11 protein-coding genes and 2 pseudogenes are annotated in these 12,461 nt (G+C 71.1%); 5 read left to right on the forward strand and 8 right to left on the reverse strand.

The features are described 5' to 3' along the window. The 5 genes and pseudogenes from C1I98_RS25265 to C1I98_RS25280 all read right to left on the reverse strand — a co-directional run. Nucleotides 1-1,150 (reverse strand): S8 family serine peptidase (locus C1I98_RS25265; RefSeq protein ID WP_111169922.1); only part of this gene is annotated, 1,150 nt, incomplete at its 3' end. Then, a complete protein-coding gene (locus C1I98_RS25270; RefSeq protein ID WP_233508164.1) occupies nt 1,144-1,875 on the reverse strand; it encodes a hypothetical protein in 732 nt (243 codons plus the stop codon). The genes C1I98_RS25265 and C1I98_RS25270, both read right to left, overlap by 7 nt. A gap of 73 nt (nt 1,876-1,948) precedes the next feature. Then, entirely contained in the window at nt 1,949-2,686 is a 738-nt protein-coding gene (locus C1I98_RS45360) for a multicopper oxidase domain-containing protein (RefSeq protein WP_306461915.1), read from the reverse strand. A 245-nt stretch (nt 2,687-2,931) separates the two neighbouring features. Beyond that, nucleotides 2,932-3,465, reverse strand: a pseudogene (locus tag C1I98_RS45365) (multicopper oxidase domain-containing protein); the annotation flags it as partial. Next, nucleotides 3,462-3,833, reverse strand: coding sequence for a hypothetical protein (locus C1I98_RS25280; protein WP_111169924.1), 372 nt, complete (start codon nt 3,831-3,833; stop codon nt 3,462-3,464). The pseudogene C1I98_RS45365 and the gene C1I98_RS25280, both read right to left, overlap by 4 nt. 133 nt (nt 3,834-3,966) lie before the next feature. On the opposite strand from C1I98_RS25280, the gene C1I98_RS25285 reads away from it, so the two are divergent. The 3 genes from C1I98_RS25285 to C1I98_RS25295 all read left to right on the forward strand — a co-directional run bounded on the left by C1I98_RS25285 (nt 3,967) and on the right by C1I98_RS25295 (nt 7,291). Continuing rightward, a complete protein-coding gene (locus tag C1I98_RS25285) occupies nt 3,967-4,986 on the forward strand; it encodes an endonuclease/exonuclease/phosphatase family protein (protein WP_111169925.1) in 1,020 nt (339 codons plus the stop codon). A gap of 218 nt (nt 4,987-5,204) precedes the next feature. Then, nucleotides 5,205-6,818, forward strand: a complete 1,614-nt coding sequence (gene ctaD / locus C1I98_RS25290; protein ID WP_233508166.1) for an aa3-type cytochrome oxidase subunit I — start codon at nt 5,205-5,207, stop codon at nt 6,816-6,818. 83 nt (nt 6,819-6,901) lie between these two features. Further along, on the forward strand, nt 6,902-7,291 hold the full coding sequence (locus tag C1I98_RS25295) for a VOC family protein (RefSeq protein ID WP_199537203.1): 390 nt from the start codon (nt 6,902-6,904) through the stop codon (nt 7,289-7,291). A gap of 177 nt (nt 7,292-7,468) precedes the next feature. On the opposite strand, the gene C1I98_RS25300 is transcribed toward C1I98_RS25295, so the two are convergent. The 3 genes and pseudogenes from C1I98_RS25300 to C1I98_RS45795 all read right to left on the reverse strand — a co-directional run. Then, nucleotides 7,469-8,416, reverse strand: a complete 948-nt coding sequence (locus tag C1I98_RS25300) for an MFS transporter (RefSeq protein WP_111169927.1) — start codon at nt 8,414-8,416, stop codon at nt 7,469-7,471. A gap of 93 nt (nt 8,417-8,509) precedes the next feature. Continuing rightward, nucleotides 8,510-8,752 (reverse strand): BTAD domain-containing putative transcriptional regulator, encoded by a 243-nt coding sequence (locus C1I98_RS45125; protein WP_267898073.1) that lies wholly within the window; start codon nt 8,750-8,752, stop codon nt 8,510-8,512. Then, nucleotides 8,736-9,302, reverse strand: a pseudogene (locus C1I98_RS45795) (AfsR/SARP family transcriptional regulator); the annotation flags it as partial. The gene C1I98_RS45125 and the pseudogene C1I98_RS45795, both read right to left, overlap by 17 nt. 298 nt (nt 9,303-9,600) lie before the next feature. On the opposite strand from C1I98_RS45795, the gene C1I98_RS25315 reads away from it, so the two are divergent. Together C1I98_RS25315 and C1I98_RS25320 are read left to right on the forward strand one after the other, a co-directional pair. Beyond that, entirely contained in the window at nt 9,601-10,467 is an 867-nt protein-coding gene (locus C1I98_RS25315; RefSeq protein WP_111169929.1) for an AfsR/SARP family transcriptional regulator, read from the forward strand. After that, the gene (locus tag C1I98_RS25320; protein WP_111169930.1) at nt 10,440-12,425 is read left to right on the forward strand and encodes an NB-ARC domain-containing protein; all 1,986 of its coding nucleotides are present in this window, start codon (nt 10,440-10,442) and stop codon (nt 12,423-12,425) included. The genes C1I98_RS25315 and C1I98_RS25320 overlap by 28 nt, the downstream gene beginning before the upstream one ends. Nucleotides 12,426-12,461: the final 36 nt, after the last annotated feature.

Consider the following 12,461-nt stretch of genomic DNA (forward strand, 5'->3'; position numbering starts at 1 on the left):
AGGTGAGGGTGGCGGCGAGAAGGAGGAGGAGTCCGGCGCCGGCGAGCACGCTGTGGCCGAGGATCTTGGTCCGGTCGTGGACCACCGCCTTGATGGGGGTCTTGGGCGGGCCGCCGCCGGCGCGGGTGCTCTCGGGGAGGGTCTTGCCCTCGGCGTCGGCCGTGTCGGCGATGTCGGTGAGGTCGCCGGCCGCCTTCAGTGCCGCCGCCGGGTTGATGATGCCGTGGCCGCGCTCGAAGTCGTAGCCGCCGGGTGGCCGGCCGCGGGTGGAGGAGGTGATGGCGCGGGCGACCAGGTCGGGCGGTAGTTTCGGGTGCTCCTGCCGGATCAGTGCCGCGGTGCCGGCCACCCAGGCGGCGGCGACGTCGCCGCCCTGCACCCACCAGCTCGATTTGCCGCCGTCGCCGGTGGTGTCCACCTTGGTGCCGGGGGCGGACACGGCGATCGTGGAGTTGCGGGCGGAGTAGGCGGGGTCGCGCCGTCCCTGGCCGTTCAGGGTGCCGACGCCGATCACGCCGGGGAACCCCGGCGGGTAGCCGATCTGGGAGGCGGGGGCCTTCTTGAGCGAATCGTCCACCAGGCGCGGGGAGGCCGACACGATGACGGCGTTCTTGCCGTTGGCGTGCTCGATGGCGGAGAGCAGCTCGTCGTTGCCGCCGGCTTCCCCACGGGCGTCGGTGACGAGGATGACGTCGGCCCCGCGGTCGGCGGCGGAGCGGATGGCGTCGGCGACGTTGTCGAGGTCGTCGCTCTTGACGAACCGGCGGTAGGCGCGCTCACCGGTGGGCATCACCCTGATCGACAGGATGTCCGCGGCAGGCGCGACGCCGCGGACCGACGTGCCCCGGGGGTTGCCCTTCCCGGCGATCAGGCCGGCCAGCAGCGTGCCGAACCGCTGCTCGCTCTCCTTGGGCTTGTAGAGGTCGGGGGCGGCCTTGACCCGGCCGCGCAGCTCGGGCAGGCGCGCGTCGATCCCGTCGCCCAGGATGGCGACCGTGACGCCGTCGCCGTCGGCGACGGCGTGCGCCGCGCGCAGGTCGGCGGCCAGGCGGGACAGTACGTCGTCGGCGGCGGACGGCCCGGGCGCGGCGAAGAGGGTGATCGCCGCGACCGCCGCCGCCAGGGTGATCCGGGTCAAGGTGGTCAGCACTGGACCACCCCCGCCACCTCGCAGGGGTCGCGCTCCTCGCCCAGCGCCGCGCCGACCCGGGTGATCAGCGTGTCGTCCAGGGCGAACAGCTTCGGGCGGTCGGCGGTGATCCGCTTACGGCCATCGGCGTACCCGCTCGCCGCCAGGAGCACGTAGTTGGCGTAACCGCCGACGGTGTCGTCCTGGCGCGCCGCGTCGCGGTACCAGGCCGCGCGGGTGCCGGGGAAGGCCGCCGCGCGCAGCATGCCGTCCGCCGCGCGGATGCTCTCGACGGCCTTGTCGGCCGCCTTCTCGGAGGGCAGTACGGCGATGCCGACGGTGGTCACGAGGGTGCGCGAGTGGTCGATGTAGGTCGCGCGGAGCACGGCCGAGCAGCCGTTGTTGACGAACACCAGGGCGACGGCGGGGTCTACGGCCTCATCGCACCGCGCCTGCGGGGCGATGCCCACGCGCCGCGCCCGGTGGCGCTCACCGTACTCGATCTCGGCCGGGAAGATCTGCCCGGCCCTCCTGGTCCGCCAGCGCAGGGCGACCTCCTTCACCGCGGCGGCGTCCTTCTCCGCCTGGGTGGGCGGGCGTTCGAGCTCCCGGCGGACCTCCAGCCCGCCGTACACCCCGGCCGCCACTCCGATGACGGCCATCGCGATCACCGCGACCCACAGCTTCCATGGCCTCCCCCTGCGCCGGGGAGGCGAGCCTAAGTATTCGACTACGGTATCCTCCATGAACGCAAAATCTACCCCATTGACGACCTTTCTCTAAGTCAATTGATTCCTTATGGAAATGGGGTAACGAGCGTTAGACAACCTCAAAGTCCGCCATCATCGCCATGTCCTCGTGCTCCAGGTTGTGGCAGTGCATCATGTACCGCCCCCGGTACCCCTCGAACCGCACCAGGACCTCCACCACCTCATATGGCCGGACGTCCACCGTGTCCTTCCATCCCGCGTCCGCTGGACCGGCCGACCGACCGCCCCGGGAAAGCACGAGAAAATGCGCCAGATGCACATGTACCGGATGGTGGAAATCGCTGGCCAGCCGCCACACTTCGGTCGTCCCCAGCCGCGGCGCGGCCAATGGGCGCCCCGGCCGGAACGGCAGGCCGTTGATCGTCCACGCCTCGTGCGCCCCTTCCCCGGTGCGCCGGAAATCGAACACCCGGGTGGCCGCCGCCGCCCGCCGTTCGGCCCGCGGCGGAGCCGACAGGCGGCGCGGCACGGCGGGTCGCCGCCCGGCCGTACCCGGCCGGTGACCCGGAAGCGCAGCACGTTCCGCGCGAGGCCCTGCCCCAGCGTGTTGACCACGGTCACCTCCGTCCCCGGCCGATAGGCGGCGAAGTCCACCACCACGTCGAACCGCTCGGCCGGTGAGATCGGCAGCGACCGGTGCTCGACGGGCGCGGCCAGCAGCCCCTGGTCGCCGCCCACCTGCGTGAAGCCGCCGCCGGGCCGCAGTTCGAGCCGGTAGCGGCGGGCGTTGGAGGCGTTCAGCAAGCGCAGCCGGTAGCGCGCGGGCGCGACCTCGTGGATCGGCCACGGAGCCCCGTTGACCAGGATCACGTCCCCCTCGACGCCCGCCATGTACGCCGCCGCCACGCCCGGCCTGCCCATCAGACTCGGATCGACGGACGGATAGCGGAAGGAGCCGTCCTCGGCGAACGCCCGGTCGCAGATCATCAGCGGGATGTCACGCTCGCCCCTGGGCAGCGGCAGCGCGTCGTCCTCCTCGTCGCGGACCAGCGCGAACCCGGCCAGACCGCGCCATACCTGCGGCCCGGTGAAGTCCATCCGGTGGTCGTGGTACCAGAGCGTGGCGGCCCGCTGCTCCAGCGGGTAGACGTAGTCCTTGGCCCCGGTGTGGACGGTGACGGGGTGGTGTCCCCCGCCGTGCGCGGCGTGCCCGGCGGGCACCACCAGGTCGGTCGGGTAGCCGTCGGAGTCCGGTGGGGTGACCCCGCCGTGCAGGTGCGTGGAGGTGGGCACGCGCAGCTCGTTGCGGACCCTGACCGTGGCGCGCTCCCCCGCCCGCAGCTCGAACGTCGGCCCGGGGAACAGGCCGTCGAAGCCCCATACCTCGGTCGTCGTCCCCGGGATGATCTCCATTCGGGCGGCCCGCTGGGTCACCTCGTAGTGGCCCGGCCGCAGCGCGCGGGCCACCGGCGGGATCGGCAGCGGGACGGTGAACGGGCGGGGCGGCGGCAGCGCGCTGGTCAGCAGCCGACCGGCGACCTCAGCGGTCAGCGCGCCGCAACCGGCCGCCGTGGCGGCGACCCCGCTCACCCCCGCGAGGGCCAGGAATCCGCGGCGCGAGATCATCGGGCCGCCCCGCGCCAGCGCCAGGACCACAGCGTCACCATGAGCGACACCCCGAAGATCAGCATGCCCAGCGGCATGTGCAGCGCGAGCCGCCGATCCTGGCCCAGCACGATCTGTACCGTCTCGACCACCACCAGCGCCCCACCGGCCCACGCCGGCCACGACGGGCCGCGCCCCGGCCGCCACACCAGCACCGCCGCGACCGTCAGCAGGATGCTCAGCACATGGGTGTAAAGGGCGTTGTCCGAGTGCAGGGTCAGCATGTCCACGTCGCCCGTGACGAACATCCCGGCCAGCACCCCCTGGCCGAGCACCCCCAGCAGGTGGACGGTGGTCAGCACGCGCAATGACCAGATGACTGTCTTCATGGGGTTCCATGCTCGGCGGGCCTGCCGGTGAGGTCGTCAGCCCAGCGCGGGCCCCGCGGTACAACCCAGGGCGTACTTCAGCCCGTTTCGCCGCATTCGCTGATCAGTGTGGCGGCCGGGATAATTGTTCGGGATGGAGCGTTCCGAGCGTATTGACGACCCACCCGGCGTGGCCACGCTCGTGCCACCGCTGCCGGGCGGCGTCCGCCGCGACCGGCGCGGCGGCACGGTCGTGCTGTGGGCCATGACGGCGACCTGCCTCGGCTGGGGCGCGCTGCGGCTGACCGGGTGGGAGCCGGTGTTCCGCTGGTCGCAGGCGGTGTCGTTCACGCCGTACCTGGCGGTGGCCGCGCTGGTCCCGCTCGCCTGGGCGGCCCTGACCCGGCGGTGGCGCGCGGCGGTGACGGCGTTCGTGGCGGTGGCGATGTTCGCGGTGATCATGCTGCCCCGGATGCTCCCCGGGACGCAGCCACCGGCGCGCGGCCCCGCGCTGCGGATCATGACGCTCAACATGTGGAACGGCAACGTCTCGATCTCCGCGCTGATGGAGCAGGTCAGGCGCTACCGCCCGGACGTTCTCACGCTTCAGGAGGTCACCGGGCCGGTGCCGGAGCGGCTGGCCGCCGAGGGGATGGCCGGGCTGCTGCCGTACGCCTACACGCTGCCCGAAGAGGACGCGAACGGCGTGGCGATCTACGCCCGGCACCCGGTGAGCGAGGGCAGGCGGCTGCCCGGTACCGGACCGGGCCAGGCCGCCGCCATCGTGACCATGCCGGACGGCCGGCGGGTGGAGATCGTGTCGGTACACGCCTGCGCGCCGTCCTCGGGCTGGCGTACCGCCTGCTGGGAGCCGAGCGTCCGGCGGCTGCCCGGGGCCGGCGGCCCGCTGCGCGTGCTGGCCGGCGACTTCAACGCGACCCTGGACCACGCCGTGCTCAGGGGCCTGATCGCCACCGGCTACCGGGACGCGGCCGACGCCACCGGCCACGGGCTGACCATGACCTGGCCCTACCACGAGCAGCCGTTCTTCTTCCCGAAGATCGCCATCGACCATGTGCTCGCCGACGAGCGGATCGCGGTACGCGACTTCCGGGCCGTCACCCTCCCCGGCGACGACCACCGCCTGACGGTCACCGACCTGACCCTGCCCTGACCCTCGCGACCCCTGCGGGTATAGCCGTGGTCCATTCCCGCCCATGCGAGCACCGAGATTGCGGCGATGGGCGGCGAGCACCGTTTTTCCGCAGGTCGGCACGGGCATGAGCGGCGCACGTACCGCCGCTCGTCGCGCCGGGAGAACTCGCCGCGCCAGGAGACGATGTGACCAGAGTCGAGCCGCCGCCGGATCGGGAACACCTCGTACCCGGGCCGGTGGAGCACCGGACCAAGGGCGCCATTCTCGTGTCATGGCTGTCCAGCACCGACCACAAGGTGATCGGCAACCTCTACCTGATCACGTCGTTCGCGTTCTTCCTGGTCGCCGGGATCATGGCGATGGTGATCCGCGCCGAGCTGTTCGCGCCCGGCCTGCAGTTCGTCTCGCGCGAGCAGTACAACCAGATGTTCACCATGCACGGAGCGATCATGCTGCTGCTGTTCGCGACCCCGCTGTTCGCCGGGTTCGCCAACGCCGTCATGCCGCTCCAGATCGGCGCGCCCGACGTGGCCTTCCCCCGGCTGAACATGGTCAGCTACTGGATGTTCCTGTTCGGCGGGCTGATCACGCTCGCCGGTTTCGGCGTGGCGGACGGGGCGGCGTCCTTCGGCTGGTTCGCGTACACGCCGCTGTCCACCGCGGCCTACTCCCCCGGGCCCGGCGGCGACCTGTGGATCATGGGGCTGGTACTGGCCGGGCTCGGCACGATCCTCGGCGCGGTCAACTTCATCACCACGATCATCTGCATGCGCGCGCCCGGCATGATCATGTTTCGGATGCCGATCTTCACCTGGAACGTGCTGCTCACCTCGATCATGGTGCTGCTGGCCTTCCCGGTGCTGGCCGCCGCGCTGCTGGTACTGGAGGCCGACCGCAAACTCGGCGCGCACATCTACGACGCGGCCACCGGCGGGGCCATCCTCTGGCAGCACCTTTTCTGGTTCTTCGGGCACCCGGAGGTCTACATCATCGCGCTGCCGTTCTTCGGCATCGTGACCGAGGTGCTGCCGGTCTTCAGCCGCAAGCCGCTGTTCGGGTACATCGGCCTGGTGGCCGCCACGATCGCCATCGCCGGCCTGTCGATGACCGTGTGGGCGCACCACATGTTCCCCACCGGGCAGGTACTGCTGCCGTTCTTCTCGTTCATGACGTTCCTGATCGCGGTGCCGACCGGCGTGAAGTTCTTCAACTGGATCGGCACCATGTGGCGCGGCCACCTGACGTTCGAGACCCCGATGCTGTTCGCGATCGGGTTCCTGGTCACCTTCCTGCTGGGCGGCCTGACCGGTGTCATCCTCGCCTCGCCGCCACTGGACTTCCACATCAGCGACACTTACTTCGTGGTCGCCCACTTCCACTACGTGGTGTTCGGCACGGTGGTGTTCGCGATGTTCGCCGGGTTCTACTTCTGGTGGCCCAAGCTGACCGGCAAGATGCTCAGCGACACGATGGGCAAGGTCCACTTCTGGCTGCTGTTCGTGGGCTTCCACACCACCTTCCTGGTACACCACTGGCTGGGCGTGATCGGCTTCCCACGGCGGTACGCCGACTACAGCCCGATCGACGGATTCACCGGGCTCAACGTCATCTCCTCGGTCGGTGCGTTCGTCCTCGGCGCGTCCACCCTGCCGTTCCTTTACAACGTGTGGCAGACCTCGCGCAAGGGCGCGCTGGTGACCGTGGACGACCCGTGGGGGTTCGGCAACTCGCTGGAGTGGGCGACGTCCTGCCCGCCGCCGCGGCACAACTTCACCTCGATCCCGCGCATCCGCTCCGAACGGCCGGCGTTCGACCTGCACTACCCGAGGGTCCGGCGCGTCCACCGGTGACCAACTAGGTCATGAACCGGCCTATATGGGTTCTAGCGTTGCCGAGTCAGTGCAGCGACGACCCGAACCCAGGAGGCCGGCACATGCCCGTCAACACGATTCCCGAGGGCTACACCACCGTCACGCCGTGGATCGTCTCCACGGACACCGGCGCGGTACTCGACTACCTGACCAGGGCGTTCGGCGCGGAGGAACTGGGCCGGGTGGTCGATGGCCGGGGGCGGATCGGGCACGCGGAGGTCCGGATCGGCGACGCGGTCGTGATGCTGTTCGACGGCGATCCGAGCTGGCCGGCCCTGCCGTCGTTCCTGCGGCTGTACGTCGAGGACGCGCACGCCGTACTGCGGCAGGCGGTGGCCGCGGGGGCGTACCGATCAGCGAGGTCACCCACCTGGCCTTCGGCGACCTGGTGGGGCGGGTGCGCGACCCGTTCGGGAACGTCTGGTGGATCCAGACCCGCATCGAGGACGTGACCATGGAGGAGATGGAACGCCGGATGACCGATCCGGTGTTCGCCGCGGCGATGGAGTACATGCAGCGGCCGGAGACCGCGTTCTTTTCCCCGGCGGCGGACGCAAGACCCTGAAAGGTGGGGTTCGCCCCCGGACGACTGGGGGGTCTTCCGCGTGATCCGGGCCCATCGTGGCCGCCTAGCGTTGTCGATCACGACAAGGCTCGACGACACGAGGGGGAGACGGACTCATGCGCCCTGGATGGGCCCTCACATTGGCGGCGACCTGCCTGCTCGGCGCGTTCGCCCCAGCACCCGCGGCGGCGGGGCAACGGACCGGCCCCGCCTGGGGCGGGTGCTCCGGCCTGCCGCCCGCCGCCGAGTCGCCCGCGGCGGCGCGGCTGGAGTGCGCGACGGTCGAGGTCCCGCTCGACCACGCGCGCCCCGGCGGGCGGAAGGCGACGAAGGTCCCCAGCACGGCCGGCGACGCCCAGCCCAGGGCCGGACCCTCGACGAATCCGAAGATGAGCAGCAGCAGGCCCGCCGTGAAGGAGACCGTGCCCGCCCAGTCCACCCGGCGCGAGCGCGGGTCACGGGACTCCGGCAGCAGCCGGACGACCGCCAGCACCAGCAGGCACGCGACGGACGGCACGCCGAACACCGCCCGCCAGCCGAACGCGTTGACCAGCACCCCGGCGATCGTGGGCCCGAAGGCCAGGCCGATGCCGAGCGCGGTGCCGAACAGGCCGAACACCCGGGCCCTGGCCGGGCCCTGGAAGGAGGCGGCCAGCAGGGCCGAGCCGCTCGCCGCCGCCGCGGCCCCGCCGACCCCGGCGAGCGCGCGCACGACGTCGAGCAGCACGATGTCGGTGGCCACGGTGCTCAGCAGGCCGCTGACCACGAATATGATCAGCCCGGACGTGTAGATCCGCCGCCTGCCGATCAGGTCCGCCAGCGAGCCGGAGGCCGGCATGAAGCTCGCGAAGGTGGCGTTGTAGCCGGTCACCACCCACTGAACCGGCGCGAGATCCGCCTGGAGGTCGGACGCGATCTCCACGAGCGCGACCGACGCGCCGGTCAGCGTGATCGGCAGGGACACGCTGGAGAGCAGGACGGCGGCGAGTACGAGAATCGGGTTGTTACGCACGTTTCACCTGTCAACCGCGGCAGCTTGGACGCTCCCAGGGGGCAACCTCAACCAATATTGAGGTCAACCGGCGGGCGGGCGGCCCCGGCAGGTTCAGGCGCCGATCACTTCGAGGGACAGTTCGTGGTGCGCGTGGACCATGGCCTCGTGCAGGGAGCGGATCGTGCGGGACGGGCCCAGGCCGAGCTCCGCCGCCAGGGTGGCGCGCAGCCGGTGGAAGACGTCGAGCGCCTTGACCTGCTGGCCCGATCGGTACAGCGCCAGCATGTACTGGGCCTGGAACTCCTCGTTGAAGGGATGCCGGGGCCGCCGTGGTCCGTAGTTCGCCGAGGATATCCTGGTGGCGGCCGAGGCGGAGTTCGGCGTCGAAACACTCCTGCATCGCCGCGATCCGTGACTCTTCCAGGCTTTCCACCTGCGGTCGCAGCAGCGGCCCCACCGGCACGTCGCCGAGCGCCGGGCCCCGCAACTGCGCCAGCGCCACGCGCAGGCAGCGGGCCCGGGTCTCGTCGTCGTTGCGCAGCGCCGCCCGGCGGCCGTCGCGCAGCCACCGCTGGAACTCCATGACGTCCAGGGAGTCGGCCGGGACGATCAGGTGGTAACCGCGATTGCCGGTGACCAGCACCTTACGGGCCTGCGCCACCGAGCCGATCTCCGGCGACATGGCGAGCGAACGCCTGATCTGGAGGATGTACGTCTGCAGGGTCGCGGTCACCGTTCGCGGCGGGCCGCTCCCCCATAATTCCTCGATACAGGCGGAGGCCGGCACGAAATGGCCGGCGTTCATCAGGAAGAGGGCGAGCAACTGCCGCTGCTTGGGCGCGCTGGGCGGTCGACCGATCCCGTTGTCGTCGATCGTGAGCGATCCTAATACTCCGAAACGCATAATTCCCCCAGATTGCCGGTGGCCACGGTCGTAAGCCGCATCGGGACGGCGGAAGGGTGATGGAGGGATGGTGGAAGGATGTCCTCGCGGCTCGGGACTGCGGCGATGTCATGGCGAAACCCCCGGTCGGGTGCGGGCGGCGCAGCGCGCCCGCGAATGCCTCCGACCCCACTACGTCAGGATGCCAATACCGCGTAACCCAGTAATTTAGGTCTTGTTAACTTTTCCACTTACCGACCAGGTTACTTATGATTGTGGCTCGATAGAACTGGTCTCCAATGCGGCGGAGGGTGCTCGCATGTGGTTCAGATACCTCGGGCGAGTTGAATTTCGGACGGACATCAACTGGTATCCGATCCCGGGGTTTCGCCCGCGAGCACTGCTGGCGCTGTTGATGCTGGACGCCGGGCGGGTGGTCTCGGTCGATCGGCTGGTACTCGAACTGTGGCCCGGCAGACCGCCCGCCTCCGCCGCGGTCCTGATCCGCAACTATGTGCTGCAGTGCAGGCGCGCCCTGGGCGACCGGGAGGGCAAGGTCATCGCCACCTGCGCGGGCGGGTACGAGCTGCGCTGCCCGCCGGAGTCGATCGACGGCGTGCAGTTCGAGACCCAGATCACGGAGGGGCTCGCGGCGCTGGACCGCGGCGAGGCGGAAGAGGCCGAACGCCGGCTCTCCGCGGCCCTGTCGCTGTGGGACGGCGAGCCGTTCATGGACGCCGCGCCCACCCCCTCGCTGACCGCCATGACGCACCGGTTCACCGAGCTGCGGCAGCTCGCCGCCGAAGGGCACGTCGAGGCCCGGCTGCTGCTCGGTCGGCACACCGACATCGTGGTGGAACTGCGCACGCTGCTCGCCCAGCATCCGCTCAGAGAGCGGCTGTGGGGCCAGCTCATGCGCGCGCTGCACGCCGCAGGACGGCGCGCGGAGGCGCTGGACGCCTACCGGGAAGCCCGGTCGGTGATCACCGAGGAGCTGGGACTTGAGCCCTGCGGCGAACTCCAGGCCCTCCAGCAGGCGATCCTCACCGACGACGGCTCCAGCGGGCCGGAGGAGGGCGCGTCCCGCGCCGTGGCGGGGCTCGCCGAAGATCCCGACCCGGTCTCCGCGCCGCCCAACGGATCTTCCGTGGCAGCGGGGTGTTCGCCGGGCGGCAGGCCGACGTGAACCGGCTGGAGCACCTGCTGCTCGACCCCGAAGGGCCGGGGATCGTGGTGATCGACGGCGTGGGCGGCGTGGGCAAGTCCGAGCTGGCCACGTACCTGGCCCACCGGATCAGCCGGCACTTTCCCGACGGGCTGTTCTATGTTGATCTGCAAGGTTCGTCCAGGTGCCTGAAGCCCCTGGAGCCGACTGACGTGCTCGGACGCATGCTGCGCTCACTGGGCGCGGCCACCCACGCGGTACCACCCGAGGAGGCCGAGGCCGCGGCCCGCTTCCGGTCCCTGACCGCGAACCGGCGGATGCTGCTGCTCCTCGACAACGCGGTGGATTCCGCGCAGGTCCGCCCACTGATGCCGGCCAAGTCGTGCTCGGTACTGGTGACCAGCCGCCGTACGCTGCCGGCGCTCGGCGGCGCGGTCCACCACCTTCAGCCGATGTCGGAAGAGGAGTCGCTGGCGCTGCTCACCTCGGTCGTGTCGGCCGAGCGCATCGCCGCCGAACGCGAGCAGGCCGTACGGATCGCCCGGCTGTGCGGCGGGCTGCCGCTGGCCCTGACCATCGCCGCCGCCCGGCTGGCGTCCCGGCCGGCCTGGCCGCTGCGGTTCCTGGCCGACAAGCTCATGTCCAAACACCACCGGCTGGACGAGCTGAAGGTCGACGATCTCGAGGTCCGGACCAGCTTCGCGACCAGCCGCCAGGAGCTGGACAACGACCCGCGCAGCGAAGAGCTGGTCAAGGTCTTCCGCCACATGGGGCTGCCGCACTGGCCGGAGATCACCGTACCCGTCGCCGCCGCGCTCACCGGCCTGTCGCAGCGGCGCTCCGAAGAGGGCCTGGAGGGGCTGCTGGACGCCCGGCTGGTCGATTCGCCGCGCCCGCACCACTACCTGATGCACGACCTGGTGCGGTTGTTCGCCACCGAGGAGGCCCGATCGCACCTGCCGGACCGGGAGCGGCACGAGGCGCTGCTGCGCGCGTTCCAGTACTACCACGCCGCCGCGTTACAGGTCACCGAGCTGCTCGACCCGCTCAACCTGCGCTGGCTGCACGAGGACGAACGGCGGCCGTACACCGCCGCCGAGGTCTACACCCCCGCCGACGCCCTCGCCTGGCTCGACGACCACCGCCGCAACCTGGTCCCGGTCGTCCGGCAGGCCGCCACCGTCCCTGGGAGCCACGAAACGCTCGCCGTCCAGCTCGCGGCGGCGCTCACCGGCCCGCTGCGCATCCGCGGCTACCTCCAGGACTGCTGGGCGCTCAACCAGATCATCCTGCCCGCCACCGCCCGCCGGGAGACCATCCACGCCGAGGCCCGCACCCACCTGGTGCTGTCGCACTGCCACGGGCTCGGCGATCAGGACACCGAGCGCGCCCTCGGCCACATCGCCCGCGCCCAGGCGCTGTACCGGGCCGCGGAGGACACCACGGGCGAGGCGCGGGCGCTGCTCGAATGGGGCACCCTGCTGGTCCGGGAGGAGCGGTACGACGAGGCGGCCGACCGGCTCCTGCGGTCCATCGCGATTCTGCGTACGGCGGGCGAGCCGTACGACGAGGTGCTGGCCCTGCACCGGCTCGGCCTGCTGGAGGAACGGATCGGCGACACGCCTTCGGCCATGGACAACTACCGCCGGGGGGCCTGGCTCTCTCAGGACCTCGGCTACCGGCACGGCGGGTTCTACCACCTGGCCAGCCTGGCCCGCGCGCACTACCGGAACGGCGACCACGACCGGGCCGTCCGCCGCTACGAGCAGGCGTTCCTGCTGGCCAGGGAGGTGGGCGACCGGCACGGCGAGGCCGGCCTCCTGTGGGACCTCGGCCGCCTCTTCCACGAACTCGCCCGCGGCGACCGCGCCCGCACCTACCGCCACCAGGCCCTGGACATCATGGCCAGCATGGGCACCCTCCCCCTCACCTCCCCCGAAGCCCCACCCGTCTCCTCCAACGCACCCTGCCGCCGATGACCAGAGACCACCGGTCCGCACACTCCAGAAGGCGCC

The sequence above is a fragment of the Spongiactinospora gelatinilytica genome, from assembly GCF_003236385.1.
GTDB classification, from domain to species: domain Bacteria; phylum Actinomycetota; class Actinomycetes; order Streptosporangiales; family Streptosporangiaceae; genus Spongiactinospora; species Spongiactinospora gelatinilytica.